We start from the raw sequence: 19,024 nt of genomic DNA on the forward strand, positions 1-19,024 counted from the left end.
TACTTACATTGACCCTCGCCAAGACAAAGTCGGCCACCGGGATTAGAATGGCCAGCATTCTCTTTTGGTGACAGCGATATGACTGATCAGCGCAAAGGCAGCGATGCCGAACCCACCACCCACTTCGGTTTCAAAAACGTACCAGAAAGCCAAAAGGCCGAGAAAGTCGCCGAGGTTTTCCACTCCGTAGCCGGCAAATATGACCTGATGAACGACGTTCTGTCGGGCGGCATGCACCGTCTATGGAAGCGTTTCACCATCGAATTGTCGGGCGTGCGCCCGGGCAACAAGGTGCTGGACATCGCTGGCGGCACCGGTGACCTGGCCCGCAAGTTTTCCCATCTGGTCGGCCCGACCGGTCAGGTGGTACTGGCCGATATCAACGCCTCCATGCTCAAGGTTGGCCGTGACCGCCTGCTGGACAAGGGCGTAGCCGGCAATATCGAGTTTGTTCAGGCCGACGCTGAAAAGCTGCCGTTCCCGGACAATTACTTCGACTGCGTAACAATCGCTTTCGGCCTGCGCAACGTCACCCACAAAGAGGACGCCCTGCGCTCCATGCTGCGCGTGCTCAAACCGGGTGGCCGCCTGTTGGTGCTGGAGTTCTCCAAGCCGACCAACGCGCTGATGTCCAAGGTTTACGACACCTACTCCTTCGCCTTTATGCCGCTGGTGGGCAAGCTGATCCTCAACGACCCGGACAGCTATCGCTACCTGGCCGAATCGATCCGCATGCACCCCGACCAGGAAACACTGAAGTCGATGATGGTCGAGGCCGGCTTTGACCGTGTGACTTATCACAACATGACCTCCGGCATCGTCGCACTGCACCGCGGCATCAAGCCCTGATGTTGCTGCGCGGCCTTCTCGCCAGCGTCGAAAACGGCGTCAACCGCGTTCTGCGGCTGGACAGCACAGCCCTGGCGCGCTTGCGCCCTTTGACCGGCAAACTGATTGCCGTCGATTGCGCGAGCCCGTCGCTGCACCTGTTTATTCTGCCCAGCGATGAAGGCCTGATGCTGGCCAGCCAATGGGCGGCCGAGCCCGACTGTACCCTGCGTGCCCCGGCCAGCAGCCTGCTGCGCCTTGCCCTGAGCAAGGACAAGAGCGCCATCCTGCACAGCCCTGAAGTCGAGCTTGAAGGCGACAGCGCTGTGCTGATGGAACTGGCAGCAGTGCTGCAAGACCTGGAGCTGGACTGGGAGTACGAACTTTCGAACTGGATCGGGCCGGTTGCCACGGCATTGATCGCCGGTCACCTGCGCAGCCGCGCCAACTGGTATCAGCAAGGGTTCGCCAGCCTTAATCAGAACCTGGCCGAATACCTGAGCGAAGAAGCCCGCACCCTGGTCGGCGAACGTGAAGCGCAAGCGCGCTTTGATGAACTCGACCGACTCAAACTCGACCTGGATCGCCTGGATGCGCGTTTTGAGCGCCTTTCCCGATCCCTCAATTCCAGCGATAACGCATGAAGCTGCTTGCCATACGCCGTTTGTTCCGTATCCAGCGCGTCGTCATTCGCTACCGCCTGGATGACCTGCTGTTCGCCCTGCCTTTGCCCTGGTGGATGCTGTCACTGCGCTATGCGCTGCCGTGGCGCTGGTTCCCGCGCAAAAAACTGGAGCTGAGCCGCGGCGCAGCCCTGCGTCTGGCGTTGCAGGACCTGGGGCCGATCTTTATCAAGTTTGGTCAGATCCTCTCTACCCGCCGCGACCTGCTGCCCGCCGATATCGCCGATGAGCTGATGCTGCTGCAGGACCGCGTGCCGCCGTTTGACCCGCAAGTGGCAGTCAAGCTGATCGAAGAGCAGCTCGGTGCCAAAATCAGCGAAGTGTTCAGCCGTTTTGATATCGAACCGCTGGCCTCGGCCTCGGTGGCCCAGGTTCACTCGGCCAAGCTCAAGACCGGTGAAGAAGTAGTAGTCAAGGTGGTACGCCCGGGCCTCAAGCCGATCATCGGTTCTGACTTGGCCTGGCTGTTTATCCTGGCCAAAACCGCCGAACGCCTGAGTGCCGACGCCCGCCTGCTGCACCCGGTGGACGTGGTCAGCGATTACGAAAAAACCATCTACGACGAACTCGACCTGTTGCGCGAGGCGGCCAACGCCAGCCAGCTCAAGCGCAACTTCGAAGGTTCGCCACTGATGTATGTACCGCAGATCTACTGGGACTGGTGTCGCCCCAAGGTACTGGTGATGGAGCGCATCTACGGGATTCAGGTCACCGACCTCGAAGCCCTGGCCGATCAGCGCACCGATATGAAGATGCTGGCCGAGCGCGGTGTGGAGATTTTCTTCACCCAGGTGTTCCGCGACAGCTTCTTCCACGCCGACATGCACCCCGGCAATATCTTTGTCAGCACCGTCAACCCGTGGGCCCCGCAGTACATCGCCATCGACTGCGGCATCGTCGGCAGCCTGACTCCCGAAGACCAGGACTATCTGGCACGCAACCTGTTTGCCTTTTTCAAGCGCGACTACCGCCGTGTGGCGCAGTTGCACATTGATTCGGGCTGGGTACCTGCGCATACCAAGCTCAACGAGTTTGAAGCCGCGATCCGTACCGTGTGCGAGCCGATTTTTGAAAAGCCGCTCAAGGAAATTTCCTTTGGCCAGGTACTGATGCGCCTGTTCCAGACGGCTCGGCGCTTCAATATGGAAGTCCAGCCGCAATTGGTATTGCTGCAAAAAACCCTGCTCAACATCGAAGGCCTGGGGCGTCAGCTGTACCCCGACCTGGATCTGTGGAACACCGCCCAGCCATTCCTTGAGCGCTGGATGCGTGAGCGCGTCAGCCCCAAGACCCTGCTGCGCAACCTGCACAGCCAGGTCGAGCAGATCCCGCATCTGGCCGGCATGACCCGCGATTTGCTCGAACGCATGTCGCAACCCCACGCCAATAACAAACAACTGATCGTACGCGAATCCCGCGACGGCTGGTTTCTGCGCCTGATCGGCGCCGGGCATCTGGCTGCAGGCGCCTTGCTGGCCAGCCTCGGACCGTTGCACACTGCGGGCTATTGGCCTGCGGGGATCATGCTGGCCGTGGGCTTGTATCTGATCGTGCGCCGATAGCCAGCTCCGGGCGAGGCTGGCAAACTGTGAATTCACCAGGCCTCAGCCACAGGGTTGAGGCAGGTTGTCGGAGTCGAACATGAACAACTGGCTGGACGAGATCAAATGGGACAGCGACGGCCTGGTGCCGGCGATTGCCCAGGACCATAAAACCGGGCGCGTACTGATGATGGCCTGGATGAACCGCGAGGCGCTGAGCCTGACCGCGGCCGAGAACCGTGCCATCTACTGGTCACGTTCCCGTGGCAAGCTGTGGCGCAAGGGCGAAGAGTCCGGCCATGTGCAAAAGCTGCATGAAATGCGCCTGGACTGCGATGCCGACGTGATCATCCTGATGGTTGAGCAGATCGGTGATATCGCCTGCCATACCGGCCGTCAGAGCTGCTTCTACCGCGTGTACGAAAACGCCGGTTGGAAGACCGTCGACCCGGTGCTTAAAGACCCCCACGCCATTTACCACGCAGGGCACTCCCATGACTGACACCTTGAGCCGCGTAGCCCAAGTGCTCGAAGCGCGCAAAGGCGCGACTCCCGACAGCTCCTATGTGGCCAGCCTGTATCACAAGGGCCTGAACAAGATTCTGGAAAAGGTCGGCGAAGAGTCGATCGAAACCATCATCGCCGCCAAAGACGCTGCCATCAGCGGTGATTGCAGCGATGTGATCTACGAAACAGCCGATCTATGGTTCCACAGCATGATCATGCTGGCCCAGCTGGGGCAGCATCCTCAGGCCGTACTGGATGAGCTGGAACGTCGTATCGGTACCTCTGGCCACGTGGAAAAAGCCTCACGGCCGTCCACCTAAATCACTTTTGCTAAGGAACACATCATGGGCATTTTTGACTGGAAACACTGGATCGTCATTCTGGTAGTCGTGGTCCTGGTATTCGGTACCAAGAAACTGAAAAACCTGGGCACTGATGTCGGCGAATCGATCAAGGGCTTTCGCAAAGCCATGAACGACGACGAAAAACCCGCCGAGCCTGTGGTTCCGCCTGCGCAGCCAACCGCCGCACCACAGCCGCACACCACTTCGACCCTGAACGAGCCGCACACCATCGACGTGCAGGCGCAAAAAGTCGAAGAGCCGACCCGCAAAGACGTGTGAGCCAAAACTAATGTTCGGTATCAGCTTCAGTGAACTGCTGCTCGTCGGCCTGGTGGCCCTGCTGGTGCTCGGCCCCGAGCGCCTGCCAGGCGCTGCGCGCACGGCGGGCCTGTGGATCGGGCGCCTGAAACGCAGCTTCAATGCGATCAAACAGGAAGTTGAACGGGAAATCGGCGCGGACGAAATTCGTCGGCAGCTGCACAACGAACATATCCTGTCGATGGAAGAGGAAGCCAAGAAAATTCTGGCTCCGCTGCAGGACGCCGTAAAGCCGCTAACCCCGACCGAACCGCCAGCGCCCGTCGAGCCTGCAAGCCCTGCGCCCGTGAGCCTGGGCAAAACCGCGTCCGACCCTGCGCCTCAACCGGCAGTGCCCCACGACCCCACCCTGCCACCGCGAGCCCCTTAAGCGCATGAGCGATAAGCCTGAACACGACCAGCCAATGCCGCTGGTCTCGCACCTCTCCGAGTTGCGCACCCGCCTGTTGCGCTGCATCGCGGCGATTTTCATTATCTTTGCCGGGCTGTTCGCCTTTACCCAGCAGATCTACACCCTGGTTTCCACGCCGCTGCGTGAATACCTGCCAGTAGGCGCAACGATGATTGCCACCGACGTGGCCTCGCCGTTCCTGACGCCGCTCAAGCTGACCATGATGGTCTCGCTGTTTATTGCCATTCCGGTGATCCTGCACCAGATCTGGGGCTTTATTGCGCCGGGCCTGTACAAGCACGAAAAGCGCATTGCCGTGCCATTGCTGGTGTCCAGCATCTTCCTGTTTTACGCCGGCATGGCTTTCGCTTACTTCCTGGTGTTCCCGCTGGTGTTCAAGTTCTTCGCCGCTGCCACCCCGGAAGGCGTGGCGATGATGACGGATATCAGCAGCTACCTTGATTTCGTCATGACCCTGTTCTTTGCCTTTGGCGTGGCCTTCGAGATCCCGGTGGCCGTGGTGCTGCTGGTATGGATCGGCATCGTCGACGTGCAATACCTGCGCAAGATTCGCCCGTACGTGATCATCGGCTGCTTCGTGGTCGGCATGATCCTGACCCCGCCCGACATTTTCTCGCAAACCTTGCTGGCGATCCCGATGTGGATGCTGTTTGAAATCGGCATCCTGTTTGGCAGCCTGATCAGCAAAAACAAGCGTGGCGATGACGCAGACGAGCAACCGGCCGATAACGACGCCCAACCGCCAGCACCACAAGCGTGAACCTGCTGCTCCTCGAAGAGGCTGATTTCATTGCCGCCGACCGCGTGATCCTGCGCGACCGGCGCCTGACTCATATGCAGGAAGTTCACCGTGCCGCGATCGGCGACAGCCTTCGGGTAGGCCGCATTGGTGGCCTGATGGGCAACGCCGAACTGGTGCGCTTGGAGGCCAAAGAGGCCGAGCTGATTATCCACAGCCTGGACCAGCCACCACCAGCCAAACTGCCGCTGACCCTGCTGCTGGCCCTGCCGCGCCCGAAGATGCTGCGCCGGGTGCTGCAAACCGTGGCCTCGATGGGTGTACCCAAGATCATTCTGGTCAATAGCTACCGGGTTGAAAAAAGCTTCTGGCAGACGCCTTTTCTGGAACCCGAAGCCATTCGCGAGCAGTTGATACTGGGGCTGGAGCAGTCACGGGACAGCGTTTTGCCCGAAATCATTATCGAAAAACGCTTCAAGCCGTTTGTCGAAGACCGCCTGCCAGCGCTGGTGGAAGGCACCCTGGGCCTGGTGGGTCACCCGGGGGATTACCCGCCTTGCCCGCGCGGGCTGGACGAAGCGGTGACTCTGGCCATCGGCCCGGAAGGTGGCTGGATCCCTTACGAAATCGACTTGCTGGCCAAGGCCGGTTTGCAGCCGGTGCAACTGGGTGCACGCATCCTGCGGGTCGAAACCGCAGTCACTGCCCTGCTCGCCCGGTTGTTCTGACCTCCAAAACACCCCACCCTTTTTTGTGGGAGCGGGCTTGCTCGCGATGCAGGCGATGCGGTGTAACTATCAAACCGCAGCGATGCAATCGCGAGCAAGCCCGCTCCCACAGGGGTGTGTGACACCTGCGACATCTGTCACACATTCGACCACTGCCCTTCAGTTCTCCCGCCACGCGCCGATGCCCTGATAACCCAAGAAAGACCGTCACAAGTCTCGGCTAGTAAAGGAGTTTCATCATGTACCGTTGGCTGGCCACACTGCTCGGCAATATAAGCGTCAACCGCAAACTCAGTCTGGGCTTCGGACTGGTACTGGTGCTGACCCTGTTGATTGCCGCCACCGGCTGGAATGGCCTGGTCTCGGTGATCGACCGTGGCGACAAACTGGCCAATATCTCGAAAATCATCACCCTGACCAAAGACCTGCGCATCGCCCGCCTTGAATATGAACGCCACCCGGGTGAAAGCGCTCTTGCCGGCGTTACCGCCCAACTGACCGAGCTGGACCACGCACTGGATTTGTCGCGCAAACAACTGACGGCGCCCGACGACCTGATTCTGGTCGATCAGCAACTCAACGCCGTGGCCGAGTACAAACGCGCCTTCGCCGACCTTATCCAGGGCTCCCAACCCGCTGATCAAGCCGTTGAACGCATGCACCAACAGGGCAATGTACTGATCGAGCAAAGCCAGAAGCTCTCGGCCCTGCAGGCGACCAAACGCAACAACGAAAGCCGCCAGGCCACAGACCTGCTGATCGGTTGCACACTGCTGGCACTGGTGCTGGGCATCATTGCCGCCTGGGTCATTACCCGCCAGATCGTTACCCCGCTGCAACGCACCCTCAAAACCGTTGAGCGTATCGCTGCGGGCGACCTGACCGATGACCACCAGACTGATCGCCGCGACGAACTGGGCCAGCTACAGCAAGCCATACAGCGTATGACTGCCGGCCTGCGGGAATTGATTGGCGGTATCAGCGACGGCATCACGCAAATCGCCAGCGCCGCCGAAGAGCTCTCGGCAGTGACCGAGCAAACCAGCGCCGGGGTCAACAGCCAGAAAGTCGAAACCGATCAGGTTGCTACTGCCATGCACGAAATGGCGGCGACAGTGCAGGAAGTGGCGCGCAACGCCGAAGAAGCCTCCGAGGCTGCGCTCGCTGCCGACCAGCAGGCCCGCGAAGGTGACAACGTGGTCGCGCAGGCTCTCGCCCAGATCGAAAAGCTGGCCATTGAAGTCGGTCACTCCACCGATGCCATGGGCCATCTCAAGCGCGAAAGCGACAAGATTGGCAGTGTGCTGGATGTGATCAAGTCTGTGGCCCAGCAAACCAACCTGCTGGCACTGAACGCCGCCATTGAGGCAGCGCGCGCGGGTGAGGCCGGTCGTGGCTTTGCCGTGGTGGCCGACGAGGTGCGCAGCCTGGCGCAGCGCACGCAAAAATCCACGGAAGAGATCGAAGAGCTGATTGCGGGGCTGCAAAGCGGTACCCAGCAAGTGTCCAGCAGCATGGACAGCAGCCGCGCACTGACCGACAACAGCGTTGAACTGACCCGCCGCGCAGGCGAGTCACTGGGCAATATCACCCGCACGGTGTCGACGATTCAGGGCATGAACCAGCAGATCGCAGCGGCAGCCGAGCAGCAGAGTGCCGTGGCTGAGGAGATCAACCGCAGCGTATTGAATGTGCGCGATGTGTCGGAGCAAACCGCTGCGGCCAGCGAAGAGACAGCGGCCTCCAGCGTTGAGCTGGCGCGCTTGGGTACGCATTTGCAGACGCTGGTGGGGCGGTTTAAGGTCTAAAGCAACACAACCCCTGTGGGAGCGAGCTTGCTCGCGATCGAATCGCTGCGGTTTTACAGTTACACCGCGCCGCTTGCATCGCGAGCAAGCCCACTCCCACATGAGCAGTAGAGAGCGCTCTTAAAGCACCTGCCGCAAAAACGCCTGGGCGCGCAGATCTTTGGGCGAGGTGAAGAAGTCCTCCGGGGCGGAGTCTTCCAGCAGCTTGCCGTGGTCAAAGAACAGCACGCGGTTCGCCACTTCACGGGCAAAACCCATTTCATGGGTCACGCAGACCATGGTCATGCCTTCGCGGGCCAGGGTCTTCATCACGTCCAGCACTTCGCCGACCATTTCCGGGTCAAGCGCCGAGGTGGGCTCGTCGAACAACATCACCTTGGGTTCCATCGCCAGCGCGCGGGCAATCGCCACACGCTGCTGCTGACCACCCGAGAGGCGCGACGGGTACTCATTGGCCTTCTGTCCGATACCGACCTTGTCCAGCAACGCCCGGGCCTTGGCCTCACGTTCAACCTTGCCGCGCTTGCGCACAACTTTCTGTGCCAGACACAGGTTTTCCAGCACGGTCATATGCGGGAACAGGTTGAAATGCTGGAACACCATGCCGACTTCACGCCGATAGGCATTGACGTCGGTTTTCGGGTTGGCCAGGTCCAGGCCGTCAATGCTGACAGACCCGGAGTCGAAATCTTCCAGGCCATTGAGGCAGCGCAGAAAGGTCGACTTGCCAGAGCCCGACGGGCCGATCACCACCAGCACTTCACCCTGGGCCACGGTGGTGCTGACGTTGTCCACGGCACGCACGACATGCCCGCGGGTGTCGAAGACTTTTACCAGTTCGCGAACTTCAATCACTTTGCGCAAGCCTCCGCTCAAGCCGGCTGGCGAAATGCGACAGCGGCAGGTTGATCAACAGGTACAGGCCCGCTACGCAGAACAGGATTTCGAACGGCGAAAACGAGGTGGTGATAACTTCACGGCCGCTCTTGAGCAGCTCGGTAATGGCAATCACCGACACCAGCGAGGTGTCCTTGACCAGGCTGATAAATTGCCCGGCCAACGGCGGCAGCACGCGTTTGAACGCTTGCGGCAGTACCACATAGCGCATCGACTGGCTGCCGTTGAGGCCCAGAGAGCGGGCCGCTTCGTTCTGCCCGCGGGCGATGGACTGCACGCCCGAGCGGATGATTTCAGCCACGTACGCCCCGGTAAACAACGACAGCGCGGCAATACCGGCAAATTCGCGGGACAAGTTGAGTACGGTGCCAATAAAGAAGTAGAAGATAAAAATCTGTACCAGCAGCGGCGTGCCGCGTACCAGTTCTACATACAGCGTTGAGAGGTCGCGCAGGGTCGGGTTACTCGACAGTCGGCACAGGCCGGTGGCCAGCCCGATAATCAAACCCAATACGCCAGATACCAGCGACAGCCAGACAGTGGTCCACAAGCCCCAGAGCAGCGGTCCGGCGGCCCAATGGCGGTTAACGCCAATCACATCGCCTTCATCGACTTCGTCGCCTTCAGCCAGTTGCAGGCTGTTGTCGGCAACGGTGACACGCTGTTCATTGCCATCTTCGCCACGCAGCAGCACTTCGGCGGTGTCGCCCTTGCGTACCAGTTCGATGATGGTCGAATGCTCAGCCGCCCGCTGGGCCTCTTCGGCCTGATAGGCGAAGTATTGCGGGACACGGTTCCAGCGCCATTCGTAGGACATCAGCGAGGTGGCGTAATACAACGCACCCGCCAGACCGATGAGCACCAGCACGGTCAATACGTGCCAGGGCCACTGGAGTTTTTTTTGTTTGATCACTTTCAGGTTCCACGTCTTGTATCGCTAGGGAGGCCATCATCGCGGGCAAGCCCGCGATGATTCAATCAGCCTTATTCCATGTCTTTGAGCCAGGCGGTGTCTTTGAACCACTTGTCATGGATGCGATCGTAAGTGCCGTCTTCGTGGATCTGGTGGAGGAAGTTGTTGATGAAGTTGATGCTGTCGTAGTCACCTTTCTTCAGACCGAAGGCCAAAGGCTCGTAGGTGAACGGCTGGTCGAGGAACACCAGTTTGCCGTTGCCGAACTTGTTCACCGCCACAACGTTGTACGGCGCATCGTAAACAAAGGCATCAGCCTTGCCATTGACCACGTCCAGCACGCCTTCAGGTTCGTTGTCGTAGCCGTGGTACTGGGCTTTGGACATCAGCTTGCGGGCGATCATTTCACCCGTGGTGCCGATTTTCGAGGTCAGGCGGTATTGCGGATCGTTGAGGTCTTTGTAGGATTTGACCTTGCCTTCCAGCTCCTTGCGGATCAGCAGGGTCTGGCCCACGACGATGAAGGGTTCGCTGAAGTTCAGGCGCAGGTTGCGTTCCTGGGTCAGGGTCATGCCGCTGCCGATCATGTCGAACTTGTTGGTCATCAGGGCCGGGATGATGCCGTCATAGCCGGTGGAAACCAGCTCCAGCTTGACGCCCATGGCCTTGGCCATGGCTTTGAGCAGGTCAACTTCGAAGCCAATGATCTGGCCGCGCTTGTTGGTCATTTCAAATGGCATGTAGGTTGGGTCCATGCCCACCTTCAACGTGCCGCGCTTGACCGCGTCATCGATTGCGCCCGCATGGGCTGCGTTGAACGCAAGTACCGCAGTGACGCCGACCAGCAGTTTCGACAGAAACTTCTTCATCATCAACTCCCCCTCACCTACTTATTTTAAGGTGTTGGCCTACGGCAGGCTCGATGCAAAAAGCCAATAAAGCCGGGCACTCACCCATTCGAAAACGGATGCTAACTCACGCAAGGGGGATGAGACGAGTTTTGAAACAGAAAAGGCCAATGGCCGGGGGATACCGTCACTGTGGGAGCGGGCTTGCTCGCGATACAGGCAAGGAGGTGCAACAGGTATAACGGGGGTGATGCAATCGCGAGCAGGCCCGCTCCCACAACAGCGGAAACAGGTTGCTCGCGAAGGATCAGGCAGCGGGTTGCAACGGCAACAAAGGTGCATGAGGGTCGGCAGCAACCGACTCACGCCAGGCGTTGAGCCAGCCTTCGTAACTTTCGCTCCATACCAGCGCGTGCAGGCGTGCCAGGGCAACAGGGTCGCTCAGCAACTGCATGCGTTCGTTGTCGGTGACACCCTCAGGGCCGACTTTCAGTGCATGACGCACACGCTCGGTACGCAGCCATTCAATCGGCTCAGCTTCACGGTGACGCGACGTGGCCAAGGCACAGGCCAATGCGTTCTGCTGCGGATCAACCACAGCCCGGACAAAACCGTCATTCAGCGCGTGATAGCGGTTCTCATGGGTGTATTCAGCGGTAGCCGACAGCTCGCGGGGCGGCGCGTATTCCTCAGGAATCAGGAACAGGCTTTCGTCACGCGTCTTGAGGCCCAGCTTGACCCGGCTGGAAATCACCGACACCGGAATCGACAGCATCAGCGAACCCACGATCGGCACCAGCCACCACAGGAAGCTCGGGTTCAACCACAGAACCAACGCAGCCCAGGCCGCACCCAGCAGGGTTTGCGGGCCATGACGGCGTACGGCTTCGCTCCACGGCGTAGAGTCGTCGTCGCGCTGTGGCGAGTTCCAGGTCGCTGCCCAACCGAGGAACGCGGCCAATACAAAGCGGGTATGGAAGATCATGCGCACCGGTGCCAGCAGCACGGAGAACAGCATCTCCAGCAACATCGACAGAGTCACCTTGAATTTGCCACCGAACGCTTTCGCGCCCTTGGCCCAGATCAGGATGATGCTCAGCAGTTTAGGCAGGAACAACAGCACGATGGTGGTGGAGAACAACGCCACAGCTTTATCCGGGTGCCATTGTGGCCACAGCGGATACAACTGACGCGGCTCCATAAAGTACTGCGGTTCCATCAGCGTGTTGACCGCCAGCAGGGCCGTCGACAACAGCAGGAAGAAGAACCACAACGGCGCGGACAGGTACGACATCACGCCCGTCAGGAACACTGCACGGTGTACCGGGTGCATGCCCTTGACCAGGAACAGGCGGAAGTTCATCAGGTTACCGTGGCACCAGCGACGGTCACGCTTGAGTTCGTCCAGCAGGTTAGGCGGCAGTTCTTCGTAGCTGCCCGGCAGGTCGTAGGCAATCCATACGCCCCAACCGGCACGACGCATCAGCGCGGCTTCAACGAAGTCGTGAGACAGGATCGCGCCCGCAAAAGCCCCTTTGCCCGGCAATGGCGCCAGGGCGCAATGCTCGATAAATGGCTTCATACGGATGATTGCGTTGTGACCCCAGTAGTGGGATTCACCCAACTGCCAGAAGTGCAGACCGGCGGTAAACAGCGGCCCGTAGACCCGCGTCGCAAACTGCTGCATGCGCGCATACAAGGTGTCCATGCCCGATGCCCGCGGCGCGGTCTGGATGATGCCTGCGTCCGGCGTGGCTTCCATCAGGCGCACCAGACTGGTCAGGCACTCACCGCTCATCACGCTGTCGGCGTCGAGTACCACCATGTATTTGTAATCGCCGCCCCAACGACGACAGAAGTCGTCGAGGTTACCGCTTTTACGCTTCACACGGCGACGGCGACGGCGATAGAAAATCCGCCCGAAGCCTTCTGTTTCGCGGCACACATCCAGCCAGGCCTGTTGCTCTGCGACGCAGATATCAGGGTCGTTACTGTCGCTGAGGATAAAGAAATCAAAGCGATCCAGATCACCCGTAGCCGCCACCGACTCGTAAGTCGCACGCAAACCGGCAAATACCCGGGTGACGTCTTCGTTGCAGATCGGCATGACCAGCGCAGTACGGGCCTGCTCCGGAATCGGCTCATCACCGGCGCTTTTGCCGGAAATACGGTATTTGTCATGCCCGGTCAGCAGTTCCAGAAAGCCCATCAAGGCCGTCCAGAAGCCCGCCGATACCCAGCAGAACAGAATCCCGAACAGGATCAGGATGCTGGTTTGCAGGGCATATGGCAGCACTTGCACCGCCGTTTGCATCAACGGTTGGTGCAGCACTTCTTCAAGGTCAACGAAGGCCCAGCCCTGGTAGGGCATGATGCCTTTCATGTACCAGCCGGCGACGATGGTCTGGCCGAGCATCAACACCAGCAGGATGTAACGGCGGATCGAACCCACCGTGCGCCAGCGGGCCTTGGGCAGGACGCGTTCGTCGATCTTCGGTGCAGGCGGATTGCTGCGCCCGGTCAGGCGCCGCCAGCCGCGCACCAGAATATTGGTGCGCCACGGCTCGGGCACCACCTTGGTGCGACGAATGGGTGGCGTGGCCTTGAGCATCACCCGGCCACTGGCATCGAGGGCGAGCATTTCTGCTTCCTCAAGCTCAGCAGCCGAAGTCAGGTTCAGCCGGGTGCCCACCGAAGCCTGTGCGGCCTCGGCAGCATCGACATCGGTCTGCGCCGACAGGCGCGCATGCAACTCGGCAAACGAGGTGCAGCTCGCCAGCTCGGCGCGCTGCTCATCGCTCAGAGGCAAATGCGCCAGGTACTCGCTAAGCGAGGCCGGATGGGGCTGGGCATTACTCATCGGCTGGCAACTGGTAGCTCCAGGTCTCGGTCAGCACTTTTTCAGTCTTGACCGGTTCCGGAGTGGCTGGAGTTGCGTCGGCCGCTGGGGCCTTGGCTGCGTGTTCTTTCTTCTCTTGAGCCTTGGCCGCGGCTTTTTCAGCTTTGGTCAAAGCCGCTGCCGGCTTGGCCGCAGGTGCCTGCTCGACGTCCTGAACCAGCGCTGCGCGCATTTCCGTGGCCTTGCTCGGATCCTTGATCTTCATCCGCAGGGTCAAGCGCCAGCCCTTGGTTTCAGGGTTGTAACGCACGTTGTTTTCAACCAGCTCGGCGTTGTCACCAATACTGACCTGGCTGCGCACAGCGGCGTTTTCAGGCAAGGCCTTGAGCGACGGGCCTTCGAAGTCAACCAGGTAAGCCACGCTGCCGTCTGGCTGGCGGATCAGGTTCGATTGCTTGACGTCACCGGTCGAACGCAGGGTTTGCTTGACCCAGGCGCTATCAGTCGGGTGCAGGGCCGCTTCGTCCAGGGTCCAGTGCATGCGGTAGGCAAAATCAAACGGCTTGAGCGGCTCTGGCAGGGTGTCCGGGCTCCAGAACGCAACGATGTTGTCGTTGGTTTCGTCAGCGGTCGGAATTTCTACCAGGTCAACAGAGCCTTTACCCCAGTCACCCTGTGGTTCGATCCAGGCGCTTGGGCGCTTGTCGTAGTTGTCGTCCAGGTCTTCATAGTGACTGAAGTCACGGCCACGTTGCAGTAAGCCGAAGCCACGCGGGTTTTCCACCGAGAAGTTGCTGACCGACAGGTGTTTTGGGTTATTCAGCGGGCGCCAGATCCACTCGCCGTTGCCGGCATGGATGGCCAGGCCCGAGCTGTCGTGCAGCTCGCGACGGTAGTTAAGCACCTTGGATGGCTGGTTGGCGCCAAACAGGAACATGCTGGTCAGCGGAGCGATGCCCAGCTTGCCCACTTTGTCACGCAGGAACATCTGCGCTTTGACGTCCACTACCGTATCCACGCCCGGGCGCAGGGTAAAGCGGTAGGCACCGGTCGCCCGTGGCGAGTCCAGCAAGGCGAAGATCACCAGGTGCTTGTCGTTTGGCTTAGGTTTTTCAATCCAGAACTCGGTGAAGCGCGGGAACTCTTCACCCGATGGCAATGCCGTGTCGATCGCCATACCACGGGCCGACAGACCATAGATTTGGCCCTTGCCAACAACGCGGAAATAACTCGCGCCGAGCATGGTCATGATCTCGTCCTGCTTGTCCGCCTTGTTGATTGGATACAACACGCGGAAACCCGCCCAGCCGAGGTTCTCGGTGGCTTTAGGGTCGAACTGGACATCGCCGAAGTCGAAACGGCTTGGGTCGTACTTGATCTCTTCAACCGTGGTGGCGGTCACTTCATTGATTTTCACCGGCGTGTCGAAATGCATGCCCTGGTGATAGAAGGACAGTTTGAACGGGGTTTTATCACCCGCCCACTGGGCCTTGTCACGGTTGAACTGAATTTTCTGGTAGTCCGCGAACTTCATGTCGCGGAATTCCTTTGGCAAATTGCTGCGTGGGGCTTGGTACTTCTGCTCGGCGAGGGTTTTAGCCTCTGCCGCCACGTCATCCAGACTGAATGCCCACAGTTGACCCGCACCGAACAAGCAAAAGAGCGCTGAGCCCGTCACCAGTGCGTTACGCAACCGCTTGGCAGACATTTTTGGTGCACTAAATGGACTAACAATCACGAGCAAACCTCGCCGAATACAGATAATGAAACCAACCACTGGCTATCGAAATGCCAGGTTGGCGAGCACTGTTCCGACCGTCAAAGGAATGAATGATTCCCCAGACGTGTCCGATTAGTCTCTGTGTAGCGCAGGATTATCTAGTAGGCCGCGTGACAACGCATCTACTGTCAGCAAGTATTTCTCGCTAAAACCCCCTGTTTTCAGACGAAAACACAGTTTTTCAGGGTTTTAGATTTGTAACAGAAATGTCACAGGGCCATCATTGACCAAATGCACCTGCATATCGGCCCCAAAACGGCCTGATTCGACCATCGGGTGAAGACGCTTTGCCTCACTCAGCAGATGATTGAACAACGCCTCGGCGAGCGCCGGAGGCGCTGCCGTGGAAAAACTCGGGCGCAGGCCATTTTTGGTGTCGGCCGCCAGGGTAAATTGCGAAACCAGCAGCAAACCGCCGCCGATATCGTTCAGCGACAGGTTCATTTTGCCTTCGGCATCGCTGAACACCCGGTAGTTGAGCAGCTTGTGCAACAACTTGGCGGCACTGGCCTCGGTATCACCGGGCTCGACGGCAACCAGCACCAGCAAGCCCTGGTCGATTGAACCGACAATCTCCCCGGCGACCTCGACCCGCGCCCCGCTGACGCGCTGCAACAACCCCCTCATGCTTCGTCGGGCTGCAGATTGAGCAGGCGCCGGGCCATTTGCTCGGTGGCGCGCACCAGGGCATCGGTAATCCCCGGTTCTGTAGCCACATGGCCAGCCTCGCGGATGATTTGCAACTCGCTGCCCGGCCAGGCCTGATGCAGTTCCCAGGCGTTATCCAGCGGGCAGATCATGTCGTAGCGGCCATGCACGATCACCGCTGGCAAGTGAGCGATCTTGTACATGTCACGCAGCAACTGGTTGGGCTCCAGAAACGCGTTGTTCATAAAGTAGTGGCATTCGATACGGGCGATTGACAACGCCCGGTGCGGGTCGCAGAAGCGCTCGACCACTTGCGGATTGGGGCGCAGAGTAGCGGCACGCCCTTCCCAGGTCGACCAGGCCTTGGCCACGTGCATCTGGGCAATCTGATCATTGCCGGTAAGGCGCCGGTGAAATGCACCCATCAGGTCGTGACGCTCTTCCGGCGGGATCGGCGCAATATATTCCTGCCAGTAGTCCGGGAAAATCCGGCTGGCGCCTGCCTGATAGAACCACTCGATTTCTTGCGGACGAGCCAGAAAGATCCCACGCAAAATCAGGCCATGCACCTTGTCCGGGTGGCTTTGTGCGTACGCCAGTGACAGGGTCGAGCCCCACGAACCGCCAAACAGCACCCATTTTTCGATACCCAGAAACAGACGGATCCGCTCCATATCGGCAACCAGATCCCACGTCGTGTTGCTGTCCAGGCTGGCGTGGGGCGTGGAGCGCCCGCAACCGCGCTGGTCGAAGGTAATGATGCGATACAGGCCCGGATCGAAATAGCAGCGGCTGTTGGCATCGCAGCCCGACCCCGGGCCGCCGTGGACAAACACCACGGGCAGGCCGTCTGGCGAGCCGCTCTCGTCAACGTAAAGCACATGCGGCCCGTCAACCGCCAGTTCATGCCGGGCGTAGGGTTTGATCTGCGGGAACAAGGTCTGCATTACGCACTCCGAGAGAGGGGCTGAAAAATGTTGCCGTCAGGCATCATAAACCCGAATGGGTGCAATGAGCATGTCCTTAAAAAGGCTGTGGTTAAATATCTGGCAACTGCATAAATCCTGTGGGAGCGGGCTTGCTCGCGATGCAGACTACTCGGTCTTACAGTTAGACCGCATTGATGCAATCGCGAGCAAGCCCGCTCCCACAGGGTCAACATCAGCCCCTGGAATAACGCTGCTGCCCCCACTCGATAATCCGCGCCAGCAATTGCTTGAGCACCACCCGGGTCGGGGCTGCCAGGTCTTCGCGGTAGTTGAACGGTTCGAACTCTTCCATATAAGTGCATTGCGCCAGCTCCAGCTGCACCGCATGGATATTGTCCGCCGGGCTGCCGTAATGACGGGTGATATGACCACCCTTGAAGCGACCGTTCAGCACATGGCTGTAGGCCGGATGCTCGGCACAAATGGCTTCCAGATCACGGGCCAGGGTCGGGTCACAGCTGGCGCCATTGAAGGTGCCCAGGTTGAAGTCCGGCAGGCGCCCTTCAAACAGGTGCGGCACGCACGAGCGAATGGAGTGCGCATCGAACAGCAGCGCATAGCCAAACTCGTCTTTCATACGCTTGAGTTCCTGTTGCAGAGTCTGGTGATAAGGCTTCCAGATCTGCTCCAGGTATGTTGCGCGCTCCTCTTTGGTAGGCACCTGCCCTTCGCGAAACAGTGGCACGCCATCAAACAGGGTGGCCGGGAACAGCCCCGTAGTCGCACCTACATACATCGGCGCGTCATCCTCCGGGCGATTGAGGTCGATCACAAACCGCGAGTATTCAGCCGCCAGGGTGCTGGCGCCCAGTTCGCTGGCAAAATCATAGAGCCGCGGGATGTGCCAGTCGGTGTCCGGCAGGCTTTGCGCTTCGGGGATCAGCCCGGCCTTGACCGCAGGTGTCAGCTTCAAGCCTGCGTGGGGCATGCTGATCAGCAACGGCACGCGGCCTTGTTTGAATGTCAGAACCTTATCCACAACCATCTCTCCTAAAGCACTACGTCAACGCCATTGCGCACGACGCGTTTGTCCAGATCACCGCCCAGCCAGTAAGCCAGGTCTGCCGGACGATCAATATTCCAGGCCACAAAGTCAGCCACTTTACCGGGTTCAAGCGAGCCGTGAGTCTCACCCATGCCCAGCGCCGTGGCCGCATGCTGGGTCACACCTGCCAGGGCCTCTTCCGGCGTCATGCGGAACAGGGTGCAGGCCATGTTCAGCATCAAACGCAGTGACAAGCCCGGCGAGGTACCCGGATTGAGGTCACTGGCGATGGCGATTTTCACCCCGTGCTTGCGCAGAGCCTCCATCGGCGGCAATTGGGTTTCACGCAAAAAGTAGAACGCACCGGGCAACAGCACCGCCACGGTACCGGACTCGGCCATGGCGATGGCGTCTTGCTCGGTCATAAACTCCAGATGGTCCGCCGACAACGCCTGATAGCGTGCCGCCAGGCTGGAGCCATGCAGCGAAGACAGCTGCTCGGCGTGCAATTTGACCGGCAGACCCAACTGCTGCGCCACTTTAAACACCCGCTCCACCTGCGCCGGGGAAAACGCCAGGTACTCGCAGAACGCATCTACGGCGTCGACCAGGCCTTCGGCTGCCAGTGCAGGCAGCATTTCACTGCAAATATGCTCGATATAGTCATCGGCACGGTCTTTGTACTCTGGCGGCAAGGCATGGGCCGCCAGGCAGGTGCTGCGCACCGTAACCGGCAGTTCCTCACCCAGGCGACGAATCACCCGCAGGATTTTGCGCTCACTCTCAAGACTCAGGCCGTAACCAGACTTGATCTCGACACTGGTAACGCCATCACGCAACAAACACAGCAAACGCTGACGAGCACTGGCGAACAATTCATCTTCGCTGGCGGCACGCGTCGCACGCACGGTGCTGGCAATGCCGCCTCCGGCTGCGGCGATCTCGGCATAGCTCACGCCCTGCAGGCGCTGCTCGAATTCACCGCTGCGATTGCCGCCAAACACCGTGTGGGTATGGCAGTCGATCAGCCCCGGTGTCACCCACGCGCCTTCCAGGCCGTGGGTTTGCCGATACTCGCCCGTCGGCAACTGCTGACGCGGACCAATCCACTCAATGTAGCCGTCACGGGTGACGATGGCGGCATCCTCGATGATCGAGTACATGCCATTGGCCATGGTTGCGACATTGCAGTGTTGCCAAAGGGTTTTCATTGCGTC

18 protein-coding genes and 1 pseudogene are annotated in these 19,024 nt (G+C 59.6%); 10 read left to right on the forward strand and 9 right to left on the reverse strand.

The window, feature by feature from the left end:
• Positions 1-78: 78 nt before the first annotated feature.
• The 10 genes and pseudogenes from ubiE to ACZRMH_RS04900 form a co-directional block, all read left to right on the forward strand.
• Positions 79-849, forward strand: a complete 771-nt coding sequence (gene ubiE, locus ACZRMH_RS04855) for a bifunctional demethylmenaquinone methyltransferase/2-methoxy-6-polyprenyl-1,4-benzoquinol methylase UbiE (protein ID WP_464012419.1) — start codon at positions 79-81, stop codon at positions 847-849.
• Positions 849-1,472 carry a ubiquinone biosynthesis accessory factor UbiJ gene (locus ACZRMH_RS04860; protein ID WP_464012420.1) on the forward strand — a complete coding sequence of 208 codons (624 nt, stop codon included), beginning with the start codon at positions 849-851 and terminating at the stop codon, positions 1,470-1,472. Before ubiE ends, ACZRMH_RS04860 begins: the two co-directional genes overlap by 1 nt.
• Entirely contained in the window at positions 1,469-3,073 is a 1,605-nt protein-coding gene (gene ubiB, locus ACZRMH_RS04865; protein WP_464012421.1) for a ubiquinone biosynthesis regulatory protein kinase UbiB, read from the forward strand. Before ACZRMH_RS04860 ends, ubiB begins: the two co-directional genes overlap by 4 nt.
• Positions 3,074-3,152: 79 nt before the next feature.
• The gene (gene hisI / locus ACZRMH_RS04870; RefSeq protein WP_397455139.1) at positions 3,153-3,554 is read left to right on the forward strand and encodes a phosphoribosyl-AMP cyclohydrolase; all 402 of its coding nucleotides are present in this window, start codon (positions 3,153-3,155) and stop codon (positions 3,552-3,554) included.
• A complete protein-coding gene (locus ACZRMH_RS04875) occupies positions 3,547-3,879 on the forward strand; it encodes a phosphoribosyl-ATP diphosphatase (RefSeq protein WP_095000832.1) in 333 nt (110 codons plus the stop codon). The genes hisI and ACZRMH_RS04875 overlap by 8 nt, the downstream gene beginning before the upstream one ends.
• Before the next feature lie 24 nt (positions 3,880-3,903).
• Entirely contained in the window at positions 3,904-4,182 is a 279-nt protein-coding gene (locus tag ACZRMH_RS04880) for a twin-arginine translocase TatA/TatE family subunit (RefSeq protein WP_019825245.1), read from the forward strand.
• A gap of 10 nt (positions 4,183-4,192) precedes the next feature.
• The gene (gene tatB, locus ACZRMH_RS04885) at positions 4,193-4,591 is read left to right on the forward strand and encodes a Sec-independent protein translocase protein TatB (RefSeq protein ID WP_464012422.1); all 399 of its coding nucleotides are present in this window, start codon (positions 4,193-4,195) and stop codon (positions 4,589-4,591) included.
• A 4-nt stretch (positions 4,592-4,595) separates the two neighbouring features.
• Positions 4,596-5,393 carry a twin-arginine translocase subunit TatC gene (gene tatC / locus ACZRMH_RS04890; protein ID WP_464012423.1) on the forward strand — a complete coding sequence of 266 codons (798 nt, stop codon included), beginning with the start codon at positions 4,596-4,598 and terminating at the stop codon, positions 5,391-5,393.
• Positions 5,390-6,100, forward strand: a complete 711-nt coding sequence (locus ACZRMH_RS04895) for a 16S rRNA (uracil(1498)-N(3))-methyltransferase (protein ID WP_464012424.1) — start codon at positions 5,390-5,392, stop codon at positions 6,098-6,100. Before tatC ends, ACZRMH_RS04895 begins: the two co-directional genes overlap by 4 nt.
• Before the next feature lie 311 nt (positions 6,101-6,411).
• A pseudogene (locus ACZRMH_RS04900) lies at positions 6,412-7,908 on the forward strand (methyl-accepting chemotaxis protein); the annotation flags it as partial.
• A 120-nt stretch (positions 7,909-8,028) separates the two neighbouring features.
• On the opposite strand, the gene ACZRMH_RS04905 reads toward ACZRMH_RS04900, so the two are convergent.
• The 9 genes from ACZRMH_RS04905 to hutI form a co-directional block, all read right to left on the reverse strand.
• A complete protein-coding gene (locus tag ACZRMH_RS04905; protein ID WP_464012593.1) occupies positions 8,029-8,763 on the reverse strand; it encodes an amino acid ABC transporter ATP-binding protein in 735 nt (244 codons plus the stop codon).
• Complete coding sequence (locus tag ACZRMH_RS04910; RefSeq protein WP_464012594.1) at positions 8,756-9,715, reverse strand: amino acid ABC transporter permease; 960 nt, start codon at positions 9,713-9,715, stop codon at positions 8,756-8,758. The genes ACZRMH_RS04905 and ACZRMH_RS04910 overlap by 8 nt, the downstream gene beginning before the upstream one ends.
• Before the next feature lie 74 nt (positions 9,716-9,789).
• On the reverse strand, positions 9,790-10,587 hold the full coding sequence (locus ACZRMH_RS04915) for a transporter substrate-binding domain-containing protein (RefSeq protein WP_464012425.1): 798 nt from the start codon (positions 10,585-10,587) through the stop codon (positions 9,790-9,792).
• Between the two features lie 286 nt (positions 10,588-10,873).
• Positions 10,874-13,426 carry a glucans biosynthesis glucosyltransferase MdoH gene (mdoH, locus tag ACZRMH_RS04920; protein WP_464012426.1) on the reverse strand — a complete coding sequence of 851 codons (2,553 nt, stop codon included), beginning with the start codon at positions 13,424-13,426 and terminating at the stop codon, positions 10,874-10,876.
• Positions 13,419-15,143, reverse strand: coding sequence for a glucan biosynthesis protein G (locus tag ACZRMH_RS04925; RefSeq protein WP_464012427.1), 1,725 nt, complete (start codon positions 15,141-15,143; stop codon positions 13,419-13,421). The genes mdoH and ACZRMH_RS04925 overlap by 8 nt, the downstream gene beginning before the upstream one ends.
• A gap of 231 nt (positions 15,144-15,374) precedes the next feature.
• Complete coding sequence (dtd, locus tag ACZRMH_RS04930; protein ID WP_464012428.1) at positions 15,375-15,812, reverse strand: D-aminoacyl-tRNA deacylase; 438 nt, start codon at positions 15,810-15,812, stop codon at positions 15,375-15,377.
• Positions 15,809-16,780, reverse strand: a complete 972-nt coding sequence (gene pip / locus ACZRMH_RS04935) for a prolyl aminopeptidase (RefSeq protein WP_464012429.1) — start codon at positions 16,778-16,780, stop codon at positions 15,809-15,811. Before pip ends, dtd begins: the two co-directional genes overlap by 4 nt.
• Positions 16,781-16,994: 214 nt before the next feature.
• Positions 16,995-17,801, reverse strand: coding sequence for an N-formylglutamate deformylase (hutG, locus tag ACZRMH_RS04940; protein ID WP_464012430.1), 807 nt, complete (start codon positions 17,799-17,801; stop codon positions 16,995-16,997).
• A gap of 11 nt (positions 17,802-17,812) precedes the next feature.
• On the reverse strand, positions 17,813-19,018 hold the full coding sequence (hutI, locus tag ACZRMH_RS04945) for an imidazolonepropionase (protein WP_464012431.1): 1,206 nt from the start codon (positions 19,016-19,018) through the stop codon (positions 17,813-17,815).
• Positions 19,019-19,024 lie beyond the last annotated feature (6 nt).

The organism is Pseudomonas sp. B414 (assembly GCF_055408445.1).

What these genes read in the sequence shown, in the direction of transcription:
- ubiE (WP_464012419.1), top strand. Translation starts at nt 79, where the DNA reads ATGACTGATCAGCGCAAAGGCAGCGATGCCGAACCCACCACCCACTTC.
- ACZRMH_RS04860 (WP_464012420.1), top strand. Translation starts at nt 849, where the DNA reads ATGTTGCTGCGCGGCCTTCTCGCCAGCGTCGAAAACGGCGTCAACCGC.
- ubiB (WP_464012421.1), top strand. Translation starts at nt 1,469, where the DNA reads ATGAAGCTGCTTGCCATACGCCGTTTGTTCCGTATCCAGCGCGTCGTC.
- hisI (WP_397455139.1), top strand. Translation starts at nt 3,153, where the DNA reads ATGAACAACTGGCTGGACGAGATCAAATGGGACAGCGACGGCCTGGTG.
- ACZRMH_RS04875 (WP_095000832.1), top strand. Translation starts at nt 3,547, where the DNA reads ATGACTGACACCTTGAGCCGCGTAGCCCAAGTGCTCGAAGCGCGCAAA.
- ACZRMH_RS04880 (WP_019825245.1), top strand. Translation starts at nt 3,904, where the DNA reads ATGGGCATTTTTGACTGGAAACACTGGATCGTCATTCTGGTAGTCGTG.
- tatB (WP_464012422.1), top strand. Translation starts at nt 4,193, where the DNA reads ATGTTCGGTATCAGCTTCAGTGAACTGCTGCTCGTCGGCCTGGTGGCC.
- tatC (WP_464012423.1), top strand. Translation starts at nt 4,596, where the DNA reads ATGAGCGATAAGCCTGAACACGACCAGCCAATGCCGCTGGTCTCGCAC.
- ACZRMH_RS04915 (WP_464012425.1), bottom strand. Translation starts at nt 10,587, where the DNA reads ATGAAGAAGTTTCTGTCGAAACTGCTGGTCGGCGTCACTGCGGTACTT.
- mdoH (WP_464012426.1), bottom strand. Translation starts at nt 13,426, where the DNA reads ATGAGTAATGCCCAGCCCCATCCGGCCTCGCTTAGCGAGTACCTGGCG.
- dtd (WP_464012428.1), bottom strand. Translation starts at nt 15,812, where the DNA reads ATGAGGGGGTTGTTGCAGCGCGTCAGCGGGGCGCGGGTCGAGGTCGCC.
- pip (WP_464012429.1), bottom strand. Translation starts at nt 16,780, where the DNA reads ATGCAGACCTTGTTCCCGCAGATCAAACCCTACGCCCGGCATGAACTG.
- hutI (WP_464012431.1), bottom strand. Translation starts at nt 19,018, where the DNA reads ATGAAAACCCTTTGGCAACACTGCAATGTCGCAACCATGGCCAATGGC.